We start from the raw sequence: 26,987 nt of genomic DNA on the forward strand, positions 1-26,987 counted from the left end.
TGTTGTTGTTGACGTTGCTCAAGCGTTACGAGCCCGCGCTCTCCTGGGCGGAGAACCGATAGATCGTGCGTGAGCGATAGGTCTCCCCCGCCTCGAGAATCGTCGAGGGAAAGTCGGCCTGGTTGGGGGAATCGGGATAGTGCTGGGTCTCCAGCGCGAATCCGGAGCGATGCTCGTAAGCCTGTCCCCGCTTGCCCGTCAGATCGCCGGCAAGGAAGTTGCCCGAGTAGAACTGGATGCCCGGTTCGGTGGTGGCGATCTCCAGAAGGCGTCCGCTATCCGGCTCCCACACCCTGGCAGCCAGCACGGGCTCACTGGAAGAAGCGGCCTGTTCGGCGAGCACGAAGTTGTGGTCGTAGCCCTTGCCGAACATCAGTTGCTCGTTATCCTGTTCGATGCGCTCGCCGATCGGCGTCGGTTGGGTAAAGTCGAACGGCGTACCTTCGACTGGGCGAATCTCACCGGTGGGGATCAAGGTGTCATCCACCGGGGTAAACGCATCGGCGTTGATCGTCAGGTGATGATCGAGAATGCTGCCACGGCCTTCGCCCTCGAGATTGAAGTAGCTGTGCTGGGTGAGATTGACCGGGGTCGCCTTGTCGGTCGTCGCCCGGTAATCGACGACCAGTTCATCGGCGTCGGTCAGGGTGTAGGTCACCTCGGTCTCCAGCCGTCCCGGATACCCCTCCTCGCCGTCCTCGCTGGTATAGCGCAGGACGAGGCCGGCGCCTTCGTCGTTCTCGAACGGCTCGGCCTGCCATAGCACCCTGTCGAATCCCTGCCGACCACCGTGAAGATGATTGTCGCCATCGTTGGTCGCCAACGAATGCGTTTCCCCATCGAGAGAGAACCGGCCACCCGCGATGCGGTTGCCGTAGCGTCCGATCAGAGCACCGAAGTAGGGGTTGGCCTGGCGATATTCGTCGGAGAGATAGTCATCCAGGGAGTCGAAGCCCATCACGATGTCGTCGAATTCTCCCTGCGCATCGGGAGTCTTCAGCGAGAGGATGATGCCGCCGTAGTTGATGACGCGCATCTCGATGCCATTGGCGTTGGTAAAGCGATAAACGTCGACCTGGCGACCGTCGGGCAACTGGCCAAATACCGCTTGGTCGATACCGCGTGCAGCCTTCTCGTCGGAAACCATCTCGGCGCTGGCATGTGCCTCGGCCACGACCAGCATCAACACGGTGGCTGCCGCTCTCAGCAGCAGGTGCGAGCCGGCACCGCGTGTCGAGGCGTATGTGAGTGGCATGATCTGTCTCCTTGATCGTGGAATTGTTGTTGTCGGTGCGACACGATCGTCGCGGATACAGCCGCTACAGTAGACAGACCTGACATAACCAACCAATACGCAACCTTCCCGGTTTTGATATATAAAATGTTATCGATAGGTGAAGCGGAGAGGCCCCATGCGCACGCTGGATGATGACTGGTTCCTGAAAGCACGACTAAAGTTGCGCCATTTCCAGCTCTTTCTGGCCCTCGACGAACAGCGCAACCTGCACCGCGCGGCCGCCCAGTTGGGCATCAGCCAACCGGCCGCCTCGAAGTTGCTGGGGGATATCGAGTCCCAACTGGGCGTCAAACTGTTCGACCGTCATTCACGCGGGCTCGAGCCGAACTGGTACGGGGAGGTGATGGTCCGGCATGCGCAGGCCATGCTCTCGGATCTTCACAATACCGGCAAAGAACTCAATGCCCTGCTCGCGGGCAGTGTCGGCAAGGTAGCCATCGGCACGGTGATGGCGCCGGCGGTGACCCTGCTCGCAAGCGCCATCGAGCGGGTGCACCGCACCCACCCCAGGCTGCAGATCAGCGTCGAGGTCGACGTCAGCAAGCGGCTCGTGCCGAGGCTGCTGGAAGGGGAACTGGATTTCGCCATTACCCGGATACCGGCCGGGTTCTCGACCGATCCGTTCGTGTTCGAAGAGATCGGGGAAGAGGAGATCTGCTTCGTGTGCCGCGAGGGACACCCACTGTCGGGAGCCGAGCCGTTGACGCTGCAGGCCATGGCCGATTACCCGTGGGCGCTACAGCCCCAGGGGGCACTGATGCGCCAGCGGGTCGACGCACTGTTTCTCTACCATGCTATCGAGCCCCCGGCACAGGTCGTCGACACCACCGACATCCTGGTGGCGCTGGCGTTGATCGATCGCTCGGACACGATCACGGCCACCACGCGTCAGGTGGCCGACCTGCTGTGCGCCCCGACGCGCTTTCGCATCCTGCCTTTCCACCAGCGGCTCAGCGTGCAGCCATTCGGCCTGGTGAGCCTGAGACGGCGTCGGCTCTCCCCGGGCGCGGCAACACTGATGGGCATGTTGCGGGAGCTGGTAGCCCATCAACGCCAGCAAGGGCTCCTCTAGGGAAACACCGCACGAATGGCTGTGCTTCTCCCCTACCTCACTCGATGAAGGGCTCCGTCGGCTCGCGCCAGGCGGAGAGGCACGCATCCGCCACATGGCGCAGTGGCGCCAGGTCCACATCGCTGTGTCCTTCCCGGATCAGCTCGGCGAAACGCGCATAAAGGCCCGGGTACTCGCGTTCCTCGGCGTCGAGCAGGCAGCGGCCGTCGATCTCCAACCGGCGGCCGCCCTGCAACAGGCTGAGCCGCCCCGCATCGGTCTCGACATGAATGCTCCAGATCGGCGGGCTCGGCTGGCGAAAATCGAAGTCGGCCACTATCGGCGTGCCCTCCATGTCACTGAAGGTCAGCGCAGCGGCGATGGGGGCCTGACAGTTGCTCGGCACCCATAGCCGCGCATCGCGCAGGAAGAAGGCGCGCGGCAGTATCTCGGTGGCGATCGATAGCGCGTTGATGCCGGGGTCGAAGACACCCATGCCGGCCGGCTCCCATATCCACGCCTGGCCGGGGTGCCATACCCGCACGTCTTCGCGCCAGTCGATCTCGACCCGCTTTATGCGCCGCTCCCTCAGCCACTCGCGAGCCTGCGCCACGCCCGGGGCGAAGCGCGAGTGCCAGGCCGCGAACAGGGTGCAACCCTGGCGCTCGGCCAGCTCGACCAGGTCCGCCACCTCGCTCAGGGTCGCACCGGGCGGTTTCTCCAGCAGCACGCTCCTGCCCTGCTCCAGGGCGATGCGCGCCTGCGAGTAGCGCAGGTGCGTCGGCGTGCAGATAGCCACCGCCTTCAATTCCGGATGGGCCTCGAGCATGGCGATCTGCGAGTCGTATCCCGGCACGTCTTCCAACCGCGACGAGGGGTCCGCCGTCGCCACGAGCTGGAAATTGTGGCTTTCGACCAGAGCCGGGAGGTGCTGGTCGCGGACGATCTTGCCGACGCCTACCAGGCCGATTTCGATGTCTTGCATTGCCAAATCCTTTGGTTCGGATGGCGAGACGCTACGTCCCGCCAAAAGGAAGTCACGACTAAAGTATATGTTGAACATGGTTCACATATGTTCAACATATAGGCGGCCAGTAACAATTAACAACCCCTGGAGCCCGTATGCTCAATCTCGCACCCCGTCATGTCCTCATCGGCTCGGCCTTGCTGTTGGGCCTCTCTACGGCTCATGCCGCCGAGTACGAGTGGTCCTTCCAAGCGTCGGAGACCTCCGGCGAGCCCAGCTTCAAGATCAAGCAGGAGTGGGCCGAGCGAATCTCCCGCATGACCGATGGACGCGTCGAGATCGAGGTCATGCCGATCAATGCCGTGGTCGGCCCCACCGAGACGCTGGATGCGGTGAGTTCCGGCATCCTGCAGGGCCACATGACCGACCCTAGCTACTTCTCGGGGCGCGACCCCGCCTTCGGCATGCTGGGCAACCTGGTCGGTGCCTGGCAGAACCCCTACGACTTCCTGGAGTACATGAAGCACGGCGGCGGCGAGGAACTCTACAACGAGCTGGTCGAGCCCTACGGCGTGCACCTGATCGGTGCTGCCACCTTCCCCCTGGAGTCGGTACCTTCCACCGTTCCGATCGAGTCACTGGAAGACTTCCAGGGCCTCAAGATCCGCGCCCCGCAGGGCATGGTCTATAACGTCTTCGAACGCATCGGGGCAAGTCCCGTCAACCTGCCCGGCTCCGAAGTCTATACCGCGCTGGAGAAGAAGGTCATCGACGCCGCCGACTCCACCGTGCTCTCCAACAACGACGCCATGGGGCTGCACGCCTTCGCGCCCTACCCGCTCTACCCGGGTTTCCATTCGATGCCGATGATCGCCGTATCGATCAACAAGCAGATCTGGGACGAGTTGCCGGAAGAACTTCAGGTCATCCTCGAGACCGGTTTCGACGGCATGGCTTACGACCTGATCGCGCGTCTCAAGGCCCAGGACATCGAAACCCTGCAGCGCCTGCAGGAGGACCCGGACGTTCACCCCTTCGATTTGCCCGCTGAGGAGCGTCGCAAGTTCAGCGCCGCCGCGGAAGAAGAGTGGAAAGAGTGGGCCGGCGAGAACGAGATGACCCAGAAGATCTACGACTCCGCCACGGCTTTCCTGCGCTCGCGCAACCTGCTTTGAACCACGCGTCGGCAACCGAAGCGGGCCGCCAGCCTCTGGCGGCCCGCAACGCCTATCGAGACTCGCCATGTCGCAGCAACAACATGACCCCAAGCTCCTGCCCGAGCAGGAACTCGCCGATATCGTTGAGCAGGTCGAGGATGTCTCGCCCGAGCGTAACGGCCTCGACCGGCTGGTGTCGCGAGGCGCCCGGGGCGCCGCCTGGATGATTCTGCTGGCCATGGCCATCAGCGTCGTCGAGGTCTTCCTGCGCTACGGCTTCAACTCGCCCACCTCCTGGGTGCACGAGAGCGTGGTATTCCTCGTCGCCATCAGCTTCGCCCTGGGCGGCCCCGTGGCCCTTGCCCGTAACAGCCACATCCGCGTCAAGGTGCTCTACGACAATGTCGGCCCCCGTCTCAGAGGCTGGATGGATCGCTTCAACGACCTGGTGACCCTGGGCTTCTGCCTGGCCATGAGCTATGCCGCCTTCCACATGTTCTGGCGCGCATCGCACAGCCCGCTCGGCGAGTGGCGCCTGGAGCGCTCCGGCACCTCGTGGAATCCCCCTTTTCCGGCCATGGTCAAGGGCGTGATCCTGTTCGCCCTGGCCCTGATGACGCTGCAGGCCACGCTGCACCTGATCCAGTCGCTGCGGGCTCGCCCCGGTCGGGAGGCACGCTGATGGATATCTCGACCGCAACGCTGCTGATGGTCGGCGCCATCTTCGCGCTGCTCATCACCGGCCTGCCACTGGCCTTCATCACCGGCCTGGTGGCAATGGCCTTCACCTTCGGCTGGTTCGGAGAGACCGCCCTGCCGCTGGTCACCAGCCGCGTCTACGGCTTCATCACCGAGTATTCGCTGGTGGCGGTGCCGATGTTCGTGCTGATGGCCTCGCTGCTCGACCGCTCCGGCATCGCCAAGGACCTGTTCAATGCCATGCGCGTATTCGCCGGCCGCCTGCCCGGCGGCGTGGCGGTTCAGACCATCGTGGTGGCGTTCTTCCTGGCGGCGCTGTCGGGGATCATCGGCGGCGAGATCGTGCTGCTGGGCATCCTGGCGCTGCCGCAGATGCTGCGCCTGGGCTACGACAAGCACCTGTCGATCGGCGTGGTATGCGCCGGCGGCGCGCTGGGTACCATGATGCCGCCGTCGATCGTGCTGATCATCTACGGCCTGATCGCCAGCGTCTCCATCGCCGAACTGTTCACCGCGGCCATTACCCCGGCGGTGATCCTGATGGGCTCCTACATCGCCTACGTGCTGGTACGCTGCCTGAAGAACCCCGAGATGGGGCCGCCATTGACCGAGGAGAGCCAGGACAATCCCTTCTCCAACAGGCTCGATGCCGCCAAGGCGATCCTGTTGCCGGGGCTGATCGCCTTCCTGGTACTCGGCACCATCTACGGCGGCATCGCCTCGGTCACCGAGGCGGCAGCGATGGGTGTATTCGGCGTAATCCTCGCAATCATGGTGCGCCGCGAATTCTCGCTGGGCATGCTGCACCACAGCCTGGGCCAGACGCTCAATACTTGCGGCATGATCATCTGGATCGGCATCGGCGCCGCCGCGCTGGTCGGCGTCTACAACCTGATGGGCGGCAACCGCTTCGTCTCGGGCTTGATCCTCGGCCTCGAGGTAGCACCGATAGCGATCATCCTGGTGATGATGGGCATCATGCTGGTGCTCGGGCTGTTCCTCGACTGGATCGGCATCGCCATGCTGGCGTTGCCGATCTTCCTGCCTATCGTCACGCAACTGGGTTTCGATCCGATCTGGTTCGGCATCCTGTTCGCCGTGAACATGCAGGTCTCGTTCCTGTCACCACCGTTCGGCCCGGCGGCGTTCTACCTCAAGAGCGTGGCGCCGCCGGACATCAGTCTCAAGGACATCTACATTTCGGTATTGCCGTTCATGCTCATCCAGCTTTGCGTGCTGGCGGCCCTGCTGCTGTGGCCGCAGCTGGCGATCTGGCCGCTTTGACAAACGCCATACGAGGAAACCGCGCCATGCGCCTGATTCAATGCGAACACCAAGGCCAGGTCCGTGCGGCCCGGGTCGAAAGTGACCGTGAAGTTCGCCTGCTCGACGCCGACACCTACAGCCTGGCCCGCCGCGCCATTGCGGCAGGGCAATCGCTGGCCGACGCCGTCGGGGCAGCGCTGACCGAAACCCGCCTCGACTACCAGCGACTGGTCGACGAGAAACGCCTGCTGCCACCGCTGACCCACCCCGACCCGGCGCACTGCCTGGTGACCGGCACCGGTCTCACCCACCTGGGCAGCGCCGACACGCGCTCGGCCATGCATGCGAAAACACAGGTGAGTGAAGCGGAACTCACCGACTCCATGCGCATGTTCAAGCTGGGCGTGGAAGGCGGCAAGCCGGACGCGGGCAGCGTCGGTGCCCAGCCGGAGTGGTTCTACAAGGGCGACGGTGCCTGCGTGGTGGCCCCCGAAGCGGAGATCCCCGTGCCGCATTTCGCCGAGGATGCCGGCGAGGAGCCGGAACTGGCCGGTCTCTACGTGATCGGCGACGACGGCCAGCCCTGGCGGGTGGGCTACGCCATCGGCAACGAATTCTCCGACCATGTGACCGAACGCTTCAACTACCTGTGGCTGGCCCACTCCAAGCTGCGCGCTTGCAGCTTCGGTCCGGAACTTTTGATCGATGAGTTGCCCAAGCATCTGGAAGGCACCAGCCGAATCGTGCGCGGCAACGAGACGGTGTGGGAGAAGCCGTTCCTCACCGGCGAGGCCAACATGGCGCATAGCCTGGCCAACCTGGAGTATCACCACTTCAAGTATTCGGGCTTTCGTCGTCCCGGCGACGTGCACGTGCACTTCTTCGGCACCGCCACCCTGAGCTTCGCCGACGGCGTCCAGACCCGCGACGGCGATCGCTTCGAAATCAGCCTGACCGAGTTCGGTCGCCCCCTGCGCAATCCACTACGCTTTGAGGCGGACAGTGTCCCTATCGACGTGAAATCGCTTTAGGGGTGCAACAGACAAGGAGTTTATTTATGACCCTGGAAGGCAAGATGCTGATCGGCCGCGAGGCCGTCAGCGGCAGTTCCAAGCCCATCCACGCCGTCAATCCCGCCACCGGCGAGACGTTGGAACCCACCTACGCGGGCGGCAGCAAGGCCGAGGTCGATCGCGCCTGCGAGCTGGCCGAGGCGGCCTTCGCGACCTACCGCGAGACTTCGCTGGAGCAGCGCGCGGCGTTCCTCGAGGCCGTGGCCGGCGAGATCGAGGCCATCGGCGACGCACTGATCGAGCGCGCCATGGCCGAGACCGGCCTGCCGCGGGCGCGCCTGGAAGGCGAGCGCGGCCGCACCTGCGGCCAGCTGCACCTGTTCGCTTCCGTGGTGCGCGCCGGCGAATTTCTCGACCTGCGCCTCGACCCGGCCCTGCCGGAGCGTCAACCCATGCCCCGTGCCGACCTGCGCCAGCGCCACATTCCGCTCGGCCCCGTCGCGGTGTTCGGTGCTTCGAACTTCCCGCTGGCCTTCTCGGTGGCCGGCGGCGATACCGCTTCGGCACTGGCGGCCGGCTGCCCGGTGATCGTCAAGGGCCACTCCGCCCACCCCGGCACCTCGGAGCTGGTCGGCCGCGCGGTACAGCAGGCCGTGGAGAAGAGCGGTCTGCCCGAAGGGGTGTTCTCGCTGCTGTTCGGCTCGGGCAGCGAGATCGGCCAGGCCCTGGTCGCCGATCCGCGCATCCAGGCGGTGGGCTTCACCGGCTCGCGCGGCGGCGGCACGGCGCTGATGAAGACGGCCCAATCGCGCCCGCAGCCGATCCCGGTCTACGCCGAGATGAGCTCGATCAACCCGGTGTTCCTGCTGCCGGAAGCCCTCAGGGCGCGTGGCGCCCAGCTCGCCGAGGGCTTCGTCGCCTCGATGAACATGGGCGCGGGACAGTTCTGCACCAACCCGGGTCTGGTCATCGCGGTCAAGAGCCCCGAACTGGATGCCTTCGTCGAGGCGGCAGGCGGTGCGGTGAAGCAGAGTGGCGCCCAGACCATGCTCACCCCGGGCATCCACGCCGCCTACGAGCAGGGCGTGGGTCGGCTTTCCAGCAATAACAAAGTCAGGGAAGTGGCCCGCGGCCAGGCCGGCGAAACCGCCCACCCGTGCCAGGCGGGGCTGTTCGTCACCACGGCGAACGACTTCCTGAACGAGACCGAACTGCAGGAGGAGGTGTTCGGCGCCACTTCGCTGGTGATCGAGTGCGCCGACCTGGAGGAAGTAAAGCGCGTGGCGGCCCAGCTCGAAGGCCAGCTCACCGCCACCCTGCAGATGGACGACGGCGACCTGGACGCAGCGAAAGCCCTGCTGCCGATCCTCGAGCGCAAGGCGGGGCGGATCCTGGCCAACGGCTGGCCGACGGGCGTCGAGGTATGTCACGCCATGGTCCACGGCGGCCCCTACCCGGCGACATCCGACAGCCGTACCACCTCGGTGGGCAGCGCGGCGATCTTCCGTTTCCTGCGCCCGGTGTGCTACCAGGCCCTGCCGCAAGGCCTGCTGCCCGAGCCGCTCAAGGACGGCAATCCCTGGGGTGTATCGCGGCTGGTGGATGGCAAGCGCGAGGTGTAGTGCCAAGCCCGTAAATGTTCTGGAACCTTTGGCGGCCTGCGGGCCGCTTTTTTGTGGATCAAGCCCGGGAAAGGCTGGTGTCCAGCTTGGCTTTGGTGGTGCGATAGACGCTGTCCAGATGGGCCAGCATGGCCCGCTCGGCGCCATCGGGGTCGCCCCGCTTGAGCGCCTCGACGATGTGTCCATGTTCCTGGTAACTACGCTCGATAGCACCTTCTTCCACCATGACCTGGCGACGGACGCTCAAGCCATAGGTGTAGAGTTCCTCCGCATAGCGCAGCAGGATTTCATTATCGGCATATTCCGAGATCAGCTTATGGAAGTTCTGATCGGAGAGCTGGAAGTGCACCGGCGAGTCGAACAGCTGGCTCTGCGCTTGTAGCAGCCGTTCCAGCTTGGCGATACCTTCTGCATCAATTCGCATGGCGGCGCGCCGGGCGATGGCGGCTTCCACGATGATGCGGCTCTCGAAAACACTATTGATGTCGAAGCGGTTGACCTCCTTCACCATCTCATCAGGGCGAGTGGCACGAAACCTGGCCAGGACCGTGTCGCTGGCACAAATACGGGTCTTGCTCCCATGGGAAACGCTGATCAGCCCATGGGCCGTGAGCTGTGACAAGGCGCCACGCACGGTTTCCCGGCTCACACCGAATAGCTGGGCCAGCTCCCGCTCACTGGGCAGAACATCATCATCCCGCAGTAGGCCGGTCAGGATCATCTCGATCAGCTTCTCGGCCAGTATCTCTTTCTTGGTCTTGTTCTCGAGCGTCTTCTCGAAGGCGAATGCCATTCTTTCCATGGATTTTCCTCCCTGACTGGTACGAATAATAGACCAGAAGACCTGTAGATGCCATCCCAATCATGGCGCGCAGGTACTGACCACTCCATGGACAGGCTTGACAGGCGTTAACGAGGCGATCTAGATTGATAGCAACTGGTCTGGTTAACCAACCAGTAGACCAGATACCAAGAAATGCCAATAACAATCCATAGGACACCCATCATGCTCAAAAGAACTTTCGCATTTTCCCTGTTCGCTCTGGTGGCTGCTGCGGGCAGCGCCCAAGCCCAGGAAAAGCTCGTCTTTGCCATTGGCGGCTCGCCCCAGAGCCTGCAAGGGCAGACTGCCCAGGAGTTCACCCGCCGCCTGCAGGAGCGGCTGGGGGATGACATCCAGATCGAGTACTACGACAGCGCCCAACTGGGGGATGAGCGTCAGTTGATCCAGCGGCTGCGCATGGGCACGGTGGATCTCGCCGCCATCTCCTCGATCATGTCTTCGGTTGCACCGGAATTCGCGCTCTTCGACCTTCCCTACCTGGTCAAGGACCGCGACCACCTCAAGCGCATCGACCAGGAAATCGTCATGACTGACCTGGCTCAGAGCGCCGAGTCGCAGGGGCTGAAGATTCTCTCTACGTGGGAGAACGGTTTTCGTCATATCACAAACAGTCGGCGTGCCGTGACGGTGCCTGAGGACCTCCACGGGCTGCGTATCCGCACCCCACAGAGTGACTGGCGCACCCGGATGTTCACCACCTGGGGGGCAAATCCCACGCCCATGGCCTTTTCCGAGGTATTCGTGGGCCTGCAGACCGGCGTCATCGACGGCCAGGAGAACCCGCTCAGCAATATCTACGGTGCCCGCCTGCACGAGGTTCAGGAGTACCTGTCCCTCTCCAGTCACGTCTACAGCCCGATCTGGCTGACTGCCGGCCAGAACGGCTGGAGCCAGTATTCCGAGGAGGTGCGCGAGGCCATTTCGGCCGCTGCCGCAGAAACCCAGGAGTGGGCTCTGGCGCGCGGCGCCGAACTCGACGAGGAGCTGCTCACCGCCATGCAGGAAGCCGGGATGTCGGTCAACGAGGTAGAACGCGACGCCTTCATTGCGGCCAGCAATCCCGTTTACGAAGTCTTCGCAGAGCAGGTGCCGAACGGCCAGGCGATGATCGATCGCGCCATGGCATTGGCCGAGGAATGAATTCCGCTCTAGCAGGTGCCAGCAGGCGCCATCATCCTCCAACGAGAGGCCTTGCCATGGACATCATCGACCGCACCCGCCTTGTCGTCGAAAAGCTGCTGGAGGCTATTACGGTCTTTCTGCTGCTCGCGCTGACGACGATCGTGCTGGCCGCCGTTGCCTTCCGTGCCCTCGGTAGCTCGCTCATCTGGTACGACGAAGTCGCTTCCATCGGCCTGGCCTGGCTGTCCTTCTACGGCGCCTGCCTGGCCGCGCTGAAGCGAGCCCACATGGGCTTTCCCGGCATTGTCGCCAGCGCTCCCCCTGCCCTGCGCAGCCTGCTCTTCCTGATCTCGGAAGCCATCGTCATCGGCTTTTTCCTGATCATCGCGTACTACGGCTATCGCGTGCTCGACATCCTCGCCTGGGACCGACTGGTGTCGATCCCCGCAGTGAGCCTGACCGTTACCCAGTCAGTGATTCCGCTCAGTGCCGCGCTGTTCATCGTCTGTGAGCTGCTGAGCCTGCCGGAGGCGTGGAGGAAAGTGCAGGCGGGTGTGGACAGTGAGCACGAGGCCATTGAGGCAGCCATTCGCCAGGCCGAGGAAGATCTCAAGGAGAGTCGCACATGACCCTGCTGATCGTCATTGCCGCCCTGTTCGCCCTGGTGCTGATCAACGTGCCCATCGCCGTGGCGATCGGTGTGGTCGGGGTGGTGGGGGTCTTCCTCAACATGGGCCCCCAGCACTTGTTGAACGTGCCGCTAACGTTGTTCAACGGGGCCACCAACTTTCCGTTGATCGCCATTCCGCTGTTCATCTTCGCCGGTGCCTTGATGAACACCTCGGGCATTTCCACCCGTTTGATCAACCTGGTAACCGCTCTCGTCGGTTTCGTGCGTGGTGGGCTGGCCATGGTGAACGTCGGTGTTTCGATGTTCTTCGCCGAGATTTCCGGCTCTGCGGTCGCCGACGTGGCCGCCACCGGTTCGGTGCTGATCCCCGAGATGAAACGCAAGAAGTACAACCCGGAGTTCTCCGCGGCCATTACTTCGTCTTCGGCCTCCTTGGCAGTGATCATTCCGCCTTCGCTGTCGATGATCCTATACGGTGCCATTGCCGAGGTCTCCATCGTTCAGCTCTTCGTGGCCGGTATTGTCCCGGGGCTGCTCGGTGGCTTCGGCCTGGCCTGCTTTTGCTACTACTACGCGGTGAAATACGACTTGCCGCGTGAGGAGGCGTTCTCCCTGGGCCGCCTTGGCAAGGCCTTCAAGGAAGCCGTTTGGGCGTTGCTGCTGCCGGTGATCATTCTCGGTGGAATCTTCGGCGGCTTCGTCACCGCCACCGAGGGGGCCGGGATTGCCGTGCTCGCTGCCCTGGTGATCGGAGGGCTGATTTACCGTGAGTTCAATCTCAAGATGCTCTATCGGGCCGTTACCGATGGCGTCATTCAGACCGCCGTGGTGATGTTGCTGGTAGCCACTTCCGCCGTGTTGGGCCTGTTTCTCACCGAGATGCAACTGCCCCAACAACTCGCCCGCCAGATTACCGCCCTGACCGAGAACCCGATCGCCGTACTGGCGCTACTCAACATTCTGCTGCTGCTGCTCGGCATGTTCTTGCACGGTGCCGCAGCGATCATTCTGGTGGTGCCCATCGTCATGCCACTGGTGCACCAGATCGGCATCGACCCCATCCACTTCGGCTTGATCCTCACCCTCAACCTGGCGATCGGCCAGCAGACGCCACCGGTCGCCTCTGTCCTGGCCACTGCCTGTTCCATCGCCAAGACCGACATGTGGAATACCACTCGCGTCAACATGCCGATGATCGGCGTGCTGTTCATCGTCCTGCTGCTGGTGACCTATATCCCGGCCATCCCCCTGACTCTCGTCGCACTCTTCTACTGAGCTGGAGAACCTCATGAGCGATTCACGTCCCGTCATTGCCGTCACCCTGGGCGACCCCGCCGGCATCGGCCCCGAGCTCGTCGCCAAGCTGTTTGCCGAACCGGCACTGTTCACCGCCGTGCATACCGTACTGGTGGGGGACCGTTGGTTATGGGAAGAAGGCCAGCGCGTCGCCGGCACCCGTCACCAGCTCCCCGAGGTCGACAGCTTCACCGCTGCGCGCGAGCACGGCGGCCCGGTATTTCTGCCGCTCGAGACCGTGGCCAAGGGCGTGGTGCCCTATGCCGAGGAAACCGGCGCCGGCGGCGCCTCGACCTTGACGGTGCTGACTCGCTGCCTGGAGGCTGCCCAGGCCGGCGAGGTGGATGCCATCTGCTTCGCACCGCTCAACAAGTTCTCGATGAAGAAGGCCGGACTTCAGCACGAGGACGAGCTGCACTTCTTCGCCGAATACCTGGGCGTCGATGGCTACTTCTGCGAGTTCAACACCCTCGGCACGCTGTGGACCTCGCGTATCTCCTCGCACATCCCGCTCAAGGACGCCGCGCAGTACGTAACCCAGGAACGCATCGTCGCGGCCAGCAAGCTGATCCACGACTCCCTGATCCTGGCCGGTTTCGAGACCCCGCGTGTCGCGGTGGCGGCCTTCAATCCTCACGGCGGCGAGGGTGGCACCTGCGGGCGCGAGGAGATCGAGGTCATCGAACCCGCCGTCAAGGCGTGCCAGGCCCAGGGCTATCCCATCGCCGGCCCCTTTCCCGCCGACACCATCTTCATCAAGGCCCGCGACGGCGAGTACGACGCCATCGTCACCATGTACCACGACCAGGGGCAGATCGCGATCAAGCTGCTCGGGTTCAAGCAGGGCGTGACCGTCCAGGGCGGCCTGCCAATCCCCATCACCACTCCGGCCCACGGTACCGCCTTCGACATTGCCGGCCAGGGCAAGGCCGACGTCGGCCCGACCCGAAACGCTTTTGCCATCGCTTGCCGCATGGGCGCGAGCCTGCGTCGCCAGCGTCTCGAAACCATCCAGGCCTGATCACTAACAGACACAAGGAAAGCCAAAGATGAAGATCACCAAGGTCCGTACCCGCGTCTTCGAATGGAACGGTCATACCGTCACGCCGACCCCGCACTTCTGCTCCAACGCCATGGACGAACTGTGGGACAAGGGCGACTCCATGGGCACCTTCCGCTTCCATGGCTGGACCACCGTCGAGATCGAGACCGACAACGGCTTGGTCGGGCTGGGTAACGTGGCGCTGGCACCGCGCATCGCCAAGGCGATCATCGATCAGTACCTGGCGCCGCTGGTGATCGGTCAGGACCCATTCGACTACGAGTACCTGTGGCAGCGCATGTACCGCTCCACGCACGCCTGGGGCCGCAAGGGCATCGGCATGGCGGCGATTTCGGGGGTCGATATCGCGATCTGGGATTTGATGGGCAAGGCGGTCAATCAACCGGTATTCAAGCTGCTCGGCGGGCGCACCAAGGAGAAGATTCCCTGCTACGCCTCCAAGCTCTATCGCACCGATCTCAAGTCGATGCAGGAAGAAGCACAGTCCTACCTCGACCAGGGCTTCAAGGCAATGAAGATGCGCTTCGGTTATGGACCTAAGGACGGTCCCGACGGCATGCGTGCCAACCTCGACAGCGTAGCCGCGGTACGCGAGGTGATCGGCGAGGACATCGACCTGATGCTCGAATGCTATATGGGTTGGAATCTGGAGTACGCCAAGCGCATGTTGCCGAAGCTGGAGCGCTTCCAGCCGCGCTGGCTGGAGGAACCGGTGATCGCCGACGACATCGACGGCTACGCGGAGCTGAATCAGCTGACCAGCATCCCGATCTCCGGCGGCGAACACGAGTTCACCCACTACGGTTTCCGCCAGCTGCTCGAGAAGCGTGCCGTCTCGGTCATCCAGTACGACACCAACCGGGTCGGCGGCATCACCGCGGCGCGCAAGATCAACGCCATCGCCGAAGCCTTCAGTGTACCGGTGATCCCCCACGCCGGTCAGATGCACAACTACCACCTGACCATGTCCACGCTGGCCTCGCCGATGTCCGAGTTCTTCCCGGTGCATGACGTCGAGATCGGCAACGAACTCTTCTACTACCTGTTCGAGGGCGACCCCGAGCCGGTTAACGGCTTCCTCGACCTGGATGACCACACCCCGGGGCTGGGGCTATCGCTCAACAAGCGTTACTTCGACCAGTTCACCATCATCGAGTGAGGAGCCCCATGATGCGAATCGTACAACTCATGACTCCCCGCGGCGTACGCGCCGCGGTGGTCGAAAGCCGCGACCAATTGCGCCTGATCGACTACCCCGGCGGCACCTATGCGCTGGCCCAGGCGGCCATCGACGAGGGAGTGTCCCTCGCCGAGTTCATCGCATCTCGCCGCTGCCATGAGCTGCTGGATTACAAGCAGGCGCTCGACATGCGCCAGTTGCTGCCCCCGGTTACCCATCCCGATCCGGCCCGCTGCCTGGTCACCGGCACCGGCCTGACCCATCTGGGCAGCGCCGACACCCGCGCGGCGATGCATGCCAAATCACAGGTAGCGGAGAGCGAACTCACCGACTCCATGCGCATGTTCAATCTCGGCGTCGAGGGCGGCAAGCCGGCAGCGGGCCGGATCGGCGCCCAGCCGGAGTGGTTCTACAAGGGCGATGGCAACATCGTCGTTGCCCCGGAGCAGCCGTTCGGCGTACCGACCTTCGCCGAAGACGCCGGCGAGGAACCGGAGCTGGTTGGCATCTACCTCAATGGCCCCGACGGTACGCCCTACCGTCTCGGTTACGCCGTTGGCAACGAATTCTCCGACCACATCACCGAACGTGCCAACTACCTGTGGCTGGCCCATTCCAAGCTGCGCCCCTGCAGCTTCGGCCCGGAGCTACTGCTCGGCGAACTGCCGGCGCACCTGGAAGGTGAAAGCCGCATCGTGCGCGAGGGAGAGGTGCTGTGGCGCAAGCCCTTCCTCACCGGCGAGGCCAACATGGCCCACAGCCTCGCCAACCTGGAGCACCACCACTTCAAGTATGCGCAGTTCCGAGTCCCGGGCGATCTGCATGTGCACTACTTCGGCACCGCCACCCTGAGCTTTGCCGATGGCATCGAAGTGCGCGATGGCGACCGCTTCGAGATCGAATTGCCGGCGCTGGGACGCGCCCTATGCAACCCGGTGCGCTTCGCGACAAGAAACGATGCTCCCACCCGGGTGCTTTCCCTGTAGGCGCCAGGCTTTCCGAAAAGGTACCCGCATCATGTCTCAGAATGCTGAGCGCCATACCCAGGCGACGCCAACGACGCCAGGGGCCCTCTACGCCCCTATCGCTCTGCTCACGCAGTGGGTGGAGAAGACGCTCAACCTCACGATGGTGCTGGCGCTGGTCAGCATGATAGTGCTGGTCTTCACCAACGTAGTACTTCGCTACGGCTTCAACAGCGGCATTTCCATCAGCGTCGAGCTGTCACGTTTCCTGTTCGTGTGGGTGACCTTCCTGGGTGCCGTGACCGCCTTGCTACGTCACGAGCACCTGAGCGTGACGACGCTGGCCGAGCGGCTGCCGCGACCGGCACAGGCGGTGCTCGGGCGCCTGGTCACCCTGGTCATGCTGGGCTGCTGCCTGATGCTGCTCAAGGGCAGCTACGAGCAGACCCTGCTGAACTGGAGCAACCTTTCCCCGATCAGTGGGATTCCCGTCGGTGTCTTTTACCTGGCAGGCCTGATGGCCGGGGTGCTGATGTCGGTGATCCTGGCCTATCGACTGCTGATACCCAGTGCAGCGCAATCCACGGCACCTCTCCGTGAAGGAGAAGCGACATGACCATCGGCCTGTTCCTCGGTTCGCTGCTCGCCTCGATCGGTCTGAGCGTACCCATTGCCTTCGCCCTGCTGGTCAGCGCCGTGGTGCTGATGCTGCACCTGGACATGTTCAATTCGCAGATCCTGGCGCAGAACCTGGTCAACGGGGCCGACAGTTACACCCTGCTGGCGATACCTTTCTTCCTCGTCGCCGGTGAGGTGATGTCGCGCGGCGGCCTGTCGAAGCGCATCGTCGTACTGGCCATGACGCTGGTCGGGCATCGCAAGGGAGGCCTGGGCTTCGTGGCCATCTTCGCCGCCATCATCATGGCCAGCCTGTCCGGTTCGGCCGTGGCCGATACCGCCGCCCTGGCCAGCATGCTGCTGCCGATGATGCGCCAGGCCGGCTATCCGCTGGGGCGCTCGTCAGGCCTGATGGCGGCCGGCGGCATCATCGCGCCGATCATTCCGCCCTCGATCCCGCTGATCATCATCGGCGTGGCCGGTGGCATCTCGATCGGCAAGCTGTTCCTGGCCGGCATCGTGCCGGGCCTGATCATGGGGGCGACGCTGGTGGTGCTGTGGTCGTTCATGACTCGCAAGGAAGATCTCGTCGTAACTGAGAAGGCCACCTTAAGCGAACGCCTCAAGGCACTCAGGGAGAGCTTCTGGGCCATCTTGCTGCCGGTCATCATCATCGGTGGCATCAAGACCGGCATGTTCACGCCCACCGAAGCTGGCGTCGTGGCAGCCGTCTACGCGATCGTCGTCGCGACGGTCATCTATCGCGAGCTGAACCTGTCTCAGCTCTACGACGTGTTGACCCAGGCCGCACGCAGCACCGCCATCGTCATGTTCCTGGTCGCCGCCGCCATGGTGGCCTCCTGGCTGATCAGCATCGCCCAGCTGCCGTTGATGGTCGCCGACCTGCTGGCACCGCTAGCCGATGACCCGCGCCTGCTGATGCTGGCGATCATGGGCGTGGTGCTGGTGGTCGGCATGGTGATGGACCTGACGCCAACCATCCTGGTGCTGACCCCGATCCTGATGCCCATCGTCAAGCTGGCCGGTATCGATCCGGTCTACTTCGGCATCATGTTCGTCCTCAACTGCTCCATCGGCCTGATCACGCCCCCGGTGGGCAATGTGCTCAACGTCATCACCAGCGTCGGCAACCTGAAGTTCGAGAAGGCCGTGTCGGGCGTCATGCCCTTCGCGCTGGCCTATGTGGTGATCCTGCTGCTGTTCGTGGCGTTCCCGCAGATCATCACGGTCCCGCTCTACTGGCTGGCCGGCTAGACGATGACATACGGCCACCTTCGCCCCCCGTGCGTGAGCTGGACGTTCAGCTCACGCCGATACACCGCAACGCCACCCACAAGAGAGACAACATCATGAAGCGTCTAATAAAAGCCACTACGATCGCCTTGTTCGTCACCGGCTCACTGTCGCAGGCCCAGGCCGCCACCGTGCTCAAGCTGGCACACGCCGCCCCGGATAGCGACACCCAGCAGGCCGCGGCGGAACACTTCGCCGAACTGGTCGAGGAACGTACCAACGGCGAGGTCACCATCAACATCTTCGGCAACGGCGTGCTCGGTGGCGACCAGCAGATGATCTCCGGCGTTCGCAGCGGCACCATCGACATCGAGATGTCCGGCAACCCCAACTTCGCCGGACTCGAGCCCGCGCTCGGCGCCTTCGACCTGCCTTATATCTTCGCCGACCGCGAACAGGCTTATCGCGTACTCGACGGCGAGGTCGGTCAGCGGGCGCTCGACCTGCTGGAAGACGATGGCCTCAAGGGCCTGGCATTCTGGGAAGTCGGCTTTCGCGCCATGACCAACTCCAAGCGTCCCATCAAGACTCCCGACGATGTCCAGGGGCTGGTGATGCGCACCAACTCCAACAAGTCGCTGATCGAGGCGTTCTCGCTGCTTGGCGCCAACCCGGTCCCGATGCCCATAGGCGAACTCTACACGGCACTCGAGACCGGTACCGTGGATGCCCAGGACCACCCCATCGGCATCGTCTGGTCGGCTGGCTTCCACGAGGTGCAGGACTACCTGTCACTGACCAACCAGGCCTATACCTCGCTGATCATGGTGATGAACCAGGACAAGTTCGACAGCCTCTCGCCCGAGTATCAGCAGGCGCTGGTCGAGTCAGCGCGTGAAGCCGGTGCCTACCAGCGCGAGCTGAATCTCGAGAATGAGCAGCAGATCATTGCCACGCTTCGTGAGAACGGCATGCAGGTCGAGGAAGAGGTGGATACCGCCGCCTTCCAGAAAGTGATTCGCCCAACCTGGGACAGCTATATCGCCGAGAACGGCAGCGAATGGATCGATGCCATTCAGGGTGTCGCACAGCAGGACTGACGCCGCAGCATCGACGGCATCTTCTGACAGCAGGCGCCCGTCAACCGGGCGCCATCCCATCCTGGAGATCACACACGATGACTCGCGAAGTCCTGCTTTTGAACCAGAAGTGCGCTCACACCCTGAGCCTGTACGATGCCCAGAGCGGCGAGGAACTCAAGCATATCCGCCTGCCCGACTACCCGCATGAATTCGTGGTCGACTCACAGGGCCGGTATGCCTTCGTCGGCCATTACGGCATTCTCGGCGCCGATTGTATCGGTGACCAGGGCGGATGTTCGGTATTCGTCATCGACCTCGAGACCTTCGAACACGTCAATACCCTGAGCACCTGGCCCTACTACCGCATCCACGGCCTCGGCATCGACGACCAGGATCGCCTCTACGCCATGAGCGAGGGGCACAACACCCTGCTGCTGTTCAATGATCCACTCACAACCACGACTCCCGATCTGGCCGTCTCCTCCGGTGGCTACAAGACCCACCTGTTCGCCCTCACCCGGCGCGGCGACTGGGCCTACGGCGTCAACCTGCTCAGCAATACCATCACCAAGTTCAAGCCCCATGACGCCACCTTCACGCCGATTGCGATGATTCCGGGACGCAAACCGGAGGGCAACTGCCTGTCCACTGATGAACGCACGCTGTTCATCAGCAACCGCGACGATGACAGCATCGTCGCCATCGATACCGAGTCGATGAGCGTGCGTCACAGCGCCACCACCGGCCGCGACCCGAACCGCATCTATGGCGATCCACAACAACGGTTGATCACCACCAACTATGGCGAGAACTCGTTGTCACTGTTCAACCAGCAGCTTCAGCCGCTAGGACGGATAGATCTCGACAGTATCCCGATCGCCATGAGCTTCCACCCCGATGGCGAACATGCCTTCGTCTCGTTGAAGGGCGACCATATCGGGGTGCTGAACCTGGAGTCCGGCAAGGTCGTTCGCCGCTTTGCCACCCGTGCGGAGCCCGACGTGTCCTGCCTGCTGATACATGACTGACGACACACGTGCCCACCACCGACGCGCGCAAGGAGTGGCAAAAGAGGTGAATGCCGTACAGCCCTTGATCGATGCCCACCATCACCTGTGGGCGCTGGATGGCAGCGTGACCTATCCCTGGCTGGAAGATCGTCCCGTGGAAGGGTTCTTTCTCGGCGACTACCGTGCGATCTGCCAGCCATTCCTGGCCGCTGACCTGAAGAGCCTGATTCCCGAAAGCTACCGGCTGGTGGGGAGTGTGCACTGCGAAGCAGAGGCCAAACGTAGCCAGACCGAGCGCGAAACCCTCTGGATTGCCGCGATGCATGAGCGGCATGGGCTACCCACGGCACATGTCGGTTGGGCCGCCTTCGGTCGACCGGAATGTGCCGCGCAGCTGGATGCCCAAATGGCCTCGCCATTGTTCCGTGGCGTGCGTGCCAAGCCACTGACCGCCGCCACGCCGGACAAGGCCGCTCACGTTCGTGGTGACAGCGGCACCCTGCTGGATCGTCACTGGTGTGAAGGATTGGCCATGCTCGCCGAACGCGGGCTCTCCTGGGACCTGCGCGTCCCCGCCTGGCACCTGCAGGAAGCCGCCGACACGCTCGAGGCCTTCCCCGGACTACGAGTCATCCTCAACCATACCGGTCTGCCATGGGATCGGTCTCTTCAAGGGCTCGCCACCTGGCGCTCCGGCATGCGCGCCCTGGCAGCCAATCCCGACGTGGCGGTCAAGCTCTCGGAGCTGGGCACGCCCTGGCATGACTGGGACGCCAGCGCCAACCTCGACCTGCTCTGCGAAACCCTGGAGCTGTTCGGCCCAGAACGCTGCCTGTTCGCCAGCAACTTCCCCGTGTCCAGCCTCAGGGTCAGCTACCGCGACTGGCTGGCGCTGATAGAGGATGCCGTCGCACGAGTTGTTCCCGACTCCCGCCAGGCCATCCTGCATGACAACACCAAGCGCTGGTACCGCCTCCCCTTACCCACTGACTCTCATCTGAAGTGAAGGAAACTCCATGCAACCTACCGGACAGCAACTTATCGGCCAGGAAGCCGTCAGCGGCAGTTCCAAGCCCATCCACGCCGTCAATCCCGCCACCGGCGAGACGTTGGAACCCACCTACGCGGGCGGCAGCAAGGCCGAGGTCGAACGCGCCTGTGAGCTGGCCGAGGCGGCCTTCGCGACCTACCGCGAGACTTCGCTGGAGCAGCGCGCGGCGTTCCTCGAGGCCGTGGCCGGCGAGATCGAGGCGATCGGCGACGCACTGATCGAGCGCGCCATGGCCGAGACCGGCCTGCCCCGGGCGCGCCTGGAGGGCGAGCGCGGCCGTACCTGCGGCCAGCTGCGCCTGTTCGCTTCCGTGGTGCGCGCCGGCGAATTTCTCGATCTGCGCCTCGACCCGGCCCTGCCCGAGCGTCAGCCACTGCCCCGCGCCGACCTGCGCCAGCGCCATATCGGCCTGGGCCCGGTGGCGGTATTCGGCGCCAGCAACTTCCCGCTGGCCTTCTCCGTGGCCGGCGGCGACACCGCCTCGGCCCTGGCCGCCGGCTGCCCGGTGATCGTCAAGGGCCACTCCGCCCACCCCGGCACCTCGGAGCTGGTCGGCCGCGCCGTGCAGCAGGCTGTGGAGAAGAGCGGCCTGCCCGAGGGGGTGTTCTCGCTGCTGTTCGGCTCGGGCAGCGAGATCGGCCAGGCCCTGGTCAGCGACCCGCGCATCCAGGCGGTGGGCTTCACCGGCTCCCGCGGTGGCGGCACCGCCCTGATGAAGACCGCCCAGTCACGCCCCCAGCCGATCCCGGTCTACGCCGAGATGAGCTCGATCAACCCGGTGTTCCTGCTGCCGGAGGCGCTCAAGGCGCGCGGCGACAAGATCGCCGAGGGCTTCGTCGCCTCGCTCAACATGGGCGCCGGGCAGTTCTGCACCAACCCGGGCCTGGTCATCGCGGTCAAGGGCCCCGAGCTCGACGCCTTCATCGAGGCGGCGGGCGAGGCGGTCAAACAGAGCGCCGCCCAGACCATGCTGACGCCGGGCATCCACGCGGCCTATGAACAGGGCGTGGGTCGGCTCGCGTCGAACGCGAAAGTCAGGGAAGTCGCCCACGGCCAGGCCGGCGAAACCGCCCACCCGTGCCAGGCGGGGCTGTTCGTCACCACGGCGAACGACTTCCTGAACGAGACCGAACTTCAGGAAGAGGTGTTCGGCGCCACCTCGCTGGTGATCGAGTGCGCCGACCTGGAGGAAGTAAAGCGCGTGGCGGCCCAGCTCGAAGGCCAGCTCACCGCCACCCTGCAGATGGACGACGGCGACCTGGACGCAGCGAAAGCCCTGCTGCCGATCCTCGAGCGCAAGGCGGGGCGGATCCTGGCCAACGGCTGGCCGACGGGCGTCGAGGTGTGTCACGCCATGGTCCACGGCGGCCCCTACCCGGCGACCTCCGACAGCCGTACCACCTCGGTGGGCAGCGCGGCGATCTTCCGCTTCCTGCGCCCGGTGTGCTACCAGGCGCTGCCGCAGGGCCTCTTGCCCGAGCCGCTCAAGGACGGCAATCCCTGGGGTGTATCGCGTCTGGTCGACGGCAAGCGCGAGGCCTGAGAGGTACGGCTTGCGTCTCGAGTCGCCTAGAAGCAGGTTGCCAGGCTGTCCTTGACCTCCAGCGCCTCATCCACCAGCAGCAGCTGGCGCCACTTGTCGAAGGTGAGGCAGGGATGGGAAGCGCCGAATGCGATGATATCGCCAACACCGATATCGTCGGCGTCTCCGGGCAGTTGCACGAAGGCATGCTGGTCCATCAGCCTGGTCACCTGCCACCCCGCGACGGAGAGCATTGCGTCCGGCGCGCCTCCTTCGCGGTAGCGACGCAGGGGCACCGGCAGTTGGTCGTAGCCGATGTCACGCTTGCCCAGGGCAACGATCGCCAGGCCAGGCTCGGGCAGCGATTGCACCTGGGCGAAAACCTCCAATGCCGGCTCGAGCCCATGCTGCAGGTCGGGGCGCCGCATCAGCACATCGCGCTGGGCCTCGCGGTAGAGGCCATGGTCGTGCGCCACGTAGCAGCCCGGACGCAGCACCGGCACGAAGCGATCTTGTAGCGAGGCGGCCTGGAACGCTTCGGCAATCAGGTCGTACCAGGCGGAGCCTGAGGCGGTGATGATGGGCTCGGCCACATCGAATCGCCCTGCCGCATCAAGCGCCAGCGCGATCTCGACCAGACGCTGGGCATAGTCGCGCACCGCAGCGGCGGGGTCCTCGCCGTGTACAACACCCTCGTAGCCCTCCAGCCCGGCGAGGTCCAGCGCCGGTTCGGCCGCGACGGCCTCGGCCAGGGCCTGAACGGCCTCCTGGCTGCGACAGCCGCAGCGCCCGCCCGGCACGCCCAGCTCGATCAGCACCGCCAGGCGCAGGTTTCGCTCGGCGAAGAAGCGTCCCAACTGGCGCACGTTCTCGATGCCATCCACCACGCAGTAGAAGTCGGCGCCAGCCGCGATCAAGTCCGCCACCATGGCCATATTGGCCTGCCCCACCAGTTGGTTGGCCATCAACAGGCGCCGCACGCCATGCGCGAAGGCGGCACGGCACTGGGGTGCCGTTGCCAGGGTGATTCCCCATGCCCCCGCCTCGAGCTGCCGCCGGAACAGGGCTGGCGTCATGGTGGTCTTGCCGTGGGGCGCCAGGCGAGCGCCGTGGGCTTCGGCGAAGCGCTGCATCCACGCCAGGTTGTGTGCCAGCGGCGCCTCATGAAGCACCGCCGCCGGCAAACTGACTCCGCTCAACAGGTCGGGTCCGACCTCGACGGTGCCCTTGTCGACGCCTCGCCGCTCGACGCCGGCTCCCTTCGCGATGCTGCCCCCGAACTCCTGCATGTCATGCCTCCTCTCGACAGGCCCTTCTTGATAGTTATTTTCACACTTACTTGACGAAAGGTTAGAAACTAACATAATTTTCAAACGAGGCAAGACACAGGAGCCCTTCGGTGAGCCAAGAGATCGACATCCTCTCCCGCATTACGGCGGACTTCGCCAGCCTGCGCGACGCTGAGAAGAAAGTCGCCGAGCTGATCTTCGCCGATATCGACTTCGTCACCGAGGCCAGCATCAGCGAGATCGCCGCCCGGGCCGGCGTGAGCGATGCCAGCGTGACACGCTTCGCCCGCGCCGTGGGTTGCAACAACGTGCGCGACCTCAAGACCCGTTTGACACGGTCACTGGCTGCGGGCCGGCGTTTCATTCAGGAGTCGGCCCCCGAGGACGGCCCCGCCGCGGTCTACGAGATTGCCACCCAGACCCTCGCGGTGAACCGCGACCTGATGGCCCAGGCCGACGTGGCCGGCGCCGTGGATCGGCTCGACGCCGCCCGTCAGATCCTCGTCTTCGGTGCCGGCGGCGGCTCCAGCATGCTGGCGCAGGAGATGCAGTTCCGCCTGGTGCGCCTCGGCTATGCGATCTGCGCCTATCCCCAGGCCCTGCTGCCGCGCATGGTGGCCTCGACCCTCGAACCCGACGACGTGGTGGTGGTGCTCTCGGTGACTGGCCATACGCCGGAGATGGTGGAATCGGCGCGCATCGCCCGCCAGTACGGTGCCCAGGTCGTGGCGATCACCGCCCAGGGCTCGCCCCTGGCGGAGCATGCCGACGTTACGTTGCCGGTGGCGGCCCGCGAAACCGACTTCATCTATCACCCCTCGGCGTCGCGTTACGCCATGCTCGCCGCCATCGACGTGCTGGCCCTGGAGCTGGCCCTGCGCCATCGCGAGCGCTCCCGCGACAAGCTGCGCCGCCTGAAACTCACCCTCGATGCCCATCGCGGCGGCGACAATCGCCAGCCGCTGGGAGACTGACATGCGCTACGACCTGCTGATCCGCAACGCCTGGATCGTCGACGGTACCGGCGCCGCGCCCTTCCGGGCCGACGTGGCCGTGCGCGGCGACCGCATCGCCGCCGTGGGAGAGCTCTCCTCCGCCGGGGCAGTCAGCGAGATCGACGCCGACGGTCTCTACCTGGCACCGGGCTTCATCGATGTGCACACCCATGACGATACCAATGTGATTCGCACCCCCGAAATGCTGCCCAAGCTCTCTCAGGGTGTGACCACGGTGGTGGTGGGCAACTGCGGCATCAGCGCCAGCCCGGTGTCCCTCTCAGGTGATGTCCCCGATCCCATGAACCTGCTGGGCCAGGCCGAGGATTTTCGCTATCCGAGCTTCGCCGCCTATGCCGAGGCGGTGGAAGCCGCGAACCCCAGCGTCAACGTCGCCGCCCTGGTGGGCCATACCAGCCTGCGCAGCCAGGTGATGGACGACTTCGCCCGCCCCGCCAGTAACGCGGAGATCGCCGCCATGGAATCCCTGTTGCGCCGGGCCCTGGCCGAGGGTGCCCTGGGGTTGAGCTCGGGTCTCGCCTACCGCAACGCCTTTCATGCCCCCACGGCGGAAATGCAGCCGTTGGTGGCCGCGTTGGGCCGGGCCGGCGGGGTCTATACCACCCATCTGCGCGACGAGTTCGCCGGGCTGTTCGAGGCCATGGACGAAGCCTTCGCCACCGCACGCCACGGCCGGGTGCCGCTGGTCATCTCGCACCTGAAGTGCGCCGGCGCCGGGAATTGGGGCGGTGCTCCGCATGCCCTGGAAAAGCTGGATAATGCGGCTCGTCACCAATGCGCCCACTGCGACTGCTACCCCTACACGGCGGGATCCTCGACCCTCGACCTGGGGCAGGTCACCGACGAGATCGAGATCGTCATCACCTGGTCCGAACCGCATCCCGAGCAGGCCCGCCGTCCGCTTGCGGACATCGCCGCCGACTGGGGCGTGTCCCTGCTGGACGCGGCGCGGCGCCTGCAGCCGGCCGGGGCGGTCTACCACAACATGAGCGAGGACGACATGCGCCGGGTGCTGGCCCATCCGCTGTCGATGGTCGGCTCCGATGGCCTGCCCAACGATCCGCACCCGCACCCGCGGCTATGGGGCGCCTTCCCCCGCGTGCTGGCGCACTACAGCCGCGACCTGGGCCTGATGCCCCTGGCCGAGGCGGTACGCAAGATGACCGGCCTGTCGGCCGCCAACTTCGGCCTCGATGATCGCGGCGTGATCCGCGCCGGGGCCTTTGCCGACCTGACGCTGTTCGACCTCGATACCCTCGCCGATACCGCCGACTACGACACCCCCATTGCCCCGGCCCGGGGCATCGAGATGGTCATGGTCAACGGTGTCATCGGCTATCGCCAAGGCGAGGCCACCAGCGAACGTGCCGGACGCATGCTGCGCCGCACGAGGCGCATTACCGATACGCGCTCCCCTCACACCCACTCTATGGAGGAATCTTCATGAGCATTACCCGTTACGGCGTCGAAGGCGGCGTCGGTACCGGCGGACAGAAGCTGCCGTTCGCCCGCGCCGTGGAAGCTGGCGGCTGGCTCTACGTCTCCGGCCAGACGCCGATGCGAGACGGCGAGGTGGTCGAAGGTGGCATCGTCGAGCAGACCCGGCTCGCCTTCGACAACTGCCTGACGATCATGCGCGAGGCCGGCTACGGCGTGGAGGACGTGGTGCACGTGACGGCGGTGCTCACCGACGCGCGCTACTTCTCGTCGTTCAACAAGGTGTTTCGCGACGTGTTCGGCGACAACCCGCCGGCACGCATCTGCAGCGTCCAGGACCTGGTGGTGGACTGCAAGGTGGAGGTGGATGTGAAGTGCTTCCGGGCCTGAGAGGCTGCTCATGATCTGCTGCGCGTTGGCCATACGGCGTTGAAATCGTGTTCAGAATGCGCATTTACACCCCGTAAACGGCGCTTCTTTACCCGATTTCGCCTTGCCTGGCCCTAGCTCGCGAGATCATGTGCTGCCTCTGAAT

25 protein-coding genes are annotated in these 26,987 nt (G+C 64.4%); 21 read left to right on the top strand and 4 right to left on the bottom strand.

Translation table 11 applies throughout. The features are described 5' to 3' along the window. Positions 1-25: 25 nt before the first annotated feature. The gene (locus ACRWQA_RS15100) at positions 26-1,147 is read right to left on the bottom strand and encodes an aldose epimerase family protein (RefSeq protein WP_434232384.1); all 1,122 of its coding nucleotides are present in this window, start codon (positions 1,145-1,147) and stop codon (positions 26-28) included. Positions 1,148-1,412: 265 nt separating this feature from the next. Here ACRWQA_RS15100 and ACRWQA_RS15105 point away from each other — a divergent pair, with 265 nt between their 5' ends. Further along, positions 1,413-2,369, top strand: a complete 957-nt coding sequence (locus ACRWQA_RS15105) for a LysR family transcriptional regulator (RefSeq protein WP_263583097.1) — start codon at positions 1,413-1,415, stop codon at positions 2,367-2,369. Between the two features lie 37 nt (positions 2,370-2,406). Here the strand turns inward: ACRWQA_RS15105 and ACRWQA_RS15110 are convergent, their stop codons facing one another. Next, positions 2,407-3,333, bottom strand: coding sequence for a Gfo/Idh/MocA family protein (locus tag ACRWQA_RS15110; protein WP_434232370.1), 927 nt, complete (start codon positions 3,331-3,333; stop codon positions 2,407-2,409). Between the two features lie 137 nt (positions 3,334-3,470). Here ACRWQA_RS15110 and ACRWQA_RS15115 point away from each other — a divergent pair, with 137 nt between their 5' ends. From ACRWQA_RS15115 to ACRWQA_RS15135, 5 genes are all read left to right on the top strand, one after another. Continuing rightward, on the top strand, positions 3,471-4,490 hold the full coding sequence (locus ACRWQA_RS15115) for a TRAP transporter substrate-binding protein (protein ID WP_263583095.1): 1,020 nt from the start codon (positions 3,471-3,473) through the stop codon (positions 4,488-4,490). A gap of 67 nt (positions 4,491-4,557) precedes the next feature. Further along, complete coding sequence (locus ACRWQA_RS15120; RefSeq protein ID WP_263583094.1) at positions 4,558-5,154, top strand: TRAP transporter small permease subunit; 597 nt, start codon at positions 4,558-4,560, stop codon at positions 5,152-5,154. Next, positions 5,154-6,455 (top strand): TRAP transporter large permease, encoded by a 1,302-nt coding sequence (locus ACRWQA_RS15125; RefSeq protein WP_263583093.1) that lies wholly within the window; start codon positions 5,154-5,156, stop codon positions 6,453-6,455. Before ACRWQA_RS15120 ends, ACRWQA_RS15125 begins: the two co-directional genes overlap by 1 nt. Positions 6,456-6,481: 26 nt before the next feature. Next, positions 6,482-7,468, top strand: coding sequence for an AraD1 family protein (araD1, locus tag ACRWQA_RS15130; RefSeq protein WP_434232367.1), 987 nt, complete (start codon positions 6,482-6,484; stop codon positions 7,466-7,468). Between the two features lie 26 nt (positions 7,469-7,494). Continuing rightward, positions 7,495-9,072 carry an aldehyde dehydrogenase (NADP(+)) gene (locus ACRWQA_RS15135; protein ID WP_446326193.1) on the top strand — a complete coding sequence of 526 codons (1,578 nt, stop codon included), beginning with the start codon at positions 7,495-7,497 and terminating at the stop codon, positions 9,070-9,072. Positions 9,073-9,130: 58 nt separating this feature from the next. Here the strand turns inward: ACRWQA_RS15135 and ACRWQA_RS15140 are convergent, their stop codons facing one another. Further along, positions 9,131-9,874, bottom strand: coding sequence for a FadR/GntR family transcriptional regulator (locus ACRWQA_RS15140; RefSeq protein WP_434232437.1), 744 nt, complete (start codon positions 9,872-9,874; stop codon positions 9,131-9,133). Between the two features lie 204 nt (positions 9,875-10,078). On the opposite strand from ACRWQA_RS15140, the gene ACRWQA_RS15145 reads away from it, so the two are divergent. The 12 genes from ACRWQA_RS15145 to ACRWQA_RS15200 all read left to right on the top strand — a co-directional run bounded on the left by ACRWQA_RS15145 (position 10,079) and on the right by ACRWQA_RS15200 (position 22,731). After that, positions 10,079-11,056, top strand: coding sequence for a TRAP transporter substrate-binding protein (locus ACRWQA_RS15145; protein ID WP_434232435.1), 978 nt, complete (start codon positions 10,079-10,081; stop codon positions 11,054-11,056). 56 nt (positions 11,057-11,112) lie between these two features. Then, on the top strand, positions 11,113-11,667 hold the full coding sequence (locus ACRWQA_RS15150; protein ID WP_263583088.1) for a TRAP transporter small permease: 555 nt from the start codon (positions 11,113-11,115) through the stop codon (positions 11,665-11,667). Further along, a complete protein-coding gene (locus ACRWQA_RS15155; protein ID WP_434232432.1) occupies positions 11,664-12,944 on the top strand; it encodes a TRAP transporter large permease in 1,281 nt (426 codons plus the stop codon). The genes ACRWQA_RS15150 and ACRWQA_RS15155 overlap by 4 nt, the downstream gene beginning before the upstream one ends. Before the next feature lie 13 nt (positions 12,945-12,957). Further along, positions 12,958-13,986, top strand: a complete 1,029-nt coding sequence (locus tag ACRWQA_RS15160; protein ID WP_434232430.1) for a 4-hydroxythreonine-4-phosphate dehydrogenase PdxA — start codon at positions 12,958-12,960, stop codon at positions 13,984-13,986. 28 nt (positions 13,987-14,014) lie between these two features. After that, positions 14,015-15,187, top strand: a complete 1,173-nt coding sequence (locus ACRWQA_RS15165) for an L-rhamnonate dehydratase (protein ID WP_434232427.1) — start codon at positions 14,015-14,017, stop codon at positions 15,185-15,187. An 11-nt stretch (positions 15,188-15,198) separates the two neighbouring features. Then, positions 15,199-16,194, top strand: coding sequence for an AraD1 family protein (araD1, locus tag ACRWQA_RS15170; protein ID WP_434232425.1), 996 nt, complete (start codon positions 15,199-15,201; stop codon positions 16,192-16,194). A 31-nt stretch (positions 16,195-16,225) separates the two neighbouring features. Further along, positions 16,226-16,789, top strand: a complete 564-nt coding sequence (locus ACRWQA_RS15175; RefSeq protein WP_434232422.1) for a TRAP transporter small permease — start codon at positions 16,226-16,228, stop codon at positions 16,787-16,789. Continuing rightward, positions 16,786-18,066 (top strand): TRAP transporter large permease subunit, encoded by a 1,281-nt coding sequence (locus ACRWQA_RS15180; RefSeq protein WP_434232419.1) that lies wholly within the window; start codon positions 16,786-16,788, stop codon positions 18,064-18,066. The genes ACRWQA_RS15175 and ACRWQA_RS15180 overlap by 4 nt, the downstream gene beginning before the upstream one ends. A gap of 95 nt (positions 18,067-18,161) precedes the next feature. Beyond that, a complete protein-coding gene (locus ACRWQA_RS15185; protein ID WP_434232416.1) occupies positions 18,162-19,145 on the top strand; it encodes a TRAP transporter substrate-binding protein in 984 nt (327 codons plus the stop codon). 77 nt (positions 19,146-19,222) lie between these two features. Next, positions 19,223-20,155, top strand: coding sequence for a YncE family protein (locus ACRWQA_RS15190; RefSeq protein WP_434232413.1), 933 nt, complete (start codon positions 19,223-19,225; stop codon positions 20,153-20,155). Between the two features lie 46 nt (positions 20,156-20,201). After that, positions 20,202-21,143 (top strand): amidohydrolase family protein, encoded by a 942-nt coding sequence (locus ACRWQA_RS15195; protein WP_434232410.1) that lies wholly within the window; start codon positions 20,202-20,204, stop codon positions 21,141-21,143. A gap of 10 nt (positions 21,144-21,153) precedes the next feature. After that, positions 21,154-22,731 (top strand): aldehyde dehydrogenase (NADP(+)), encoded by a 1,578-nt coding sequence (locus ACRWQA_RS15200; RefSeq protein WP_446326194.1) that lies wholly within the window; start codon positions 21,154-21,156, stop codon positions 22,729-22,731. A 26-nt stretch (positions 22,732-22,757) separates the two neighbouring features. On the opposite strand, the gene ACRWQA_RS15205 is transcribed toward ACRWQA_RS15200, so the two are convergent. Beyond that, positions 22,758-23,999 carry an amino acid deaminase gene (locus ACRWQA_RS15205; protein ID WP_434228072.1) on the bottom strand — a complete coding sequence of 414 codons (1,242 nt, stop codon included), beginning with the start codon at positions 23,997-23,999 and terminating at the stop codon, positions 22,758-22,760. Between the two features lie 110 nt (positions 24,000-24,109). Between ACRWQA_RS15205 and ACRWQA_RS15210 the strand changes: the two genes are divergently transcribed. The 3 genes from ACRWQA_RS15210 to ACRWQA_RS15220 are packed head-to-tail and all read left to right on the top strand — an operon-like array spanning position 24,110 to position 26,842. Beyond that, positions 24,110-24,973: a MurR/RpiR family transcriptional regulator gene (locus ACRWQA_RS15210; RefSeq protein WP_263583076.1), complete on the top strand. Its 864-nt coding sequence runs from the start codon at positions 24,110-24,112 to the stop codon at positions 24,971-24,973. A gap of 1 nt (position 24,974) precedes the next feature. Next, complete coding sequence (locus ACRWQA_RS15215) at positions 24,975-26,462, top strand: N-acyl-D-amino-acid deacylase family protein (protein WP_434228074.1); 1,488 nt, start codon at positions 24,975-24,977, stop codon at positions 26,460-26,462. Continuing rightward, positions 26,459-26,842 (top strand): RidA family protein, encoded by a 384-nt coding sequence (locus ACRWQA_RS15220; protein WP_263583074.1) that lies wholly within the window; start codon positions 26,459-26,461, stop codon positions 26,840-26,842. The genes ACRWQA_RS15215 and ACRWQA_RS15220 overlap by 4 nt, the downstream gene beginning before the upstream one ends. Positions 26,843-26,987 lie beyond the last annotated feature (145 nt).

It is taken from the genome of Billgrantia sp. C5P2 (assembly GCF_051062895.2).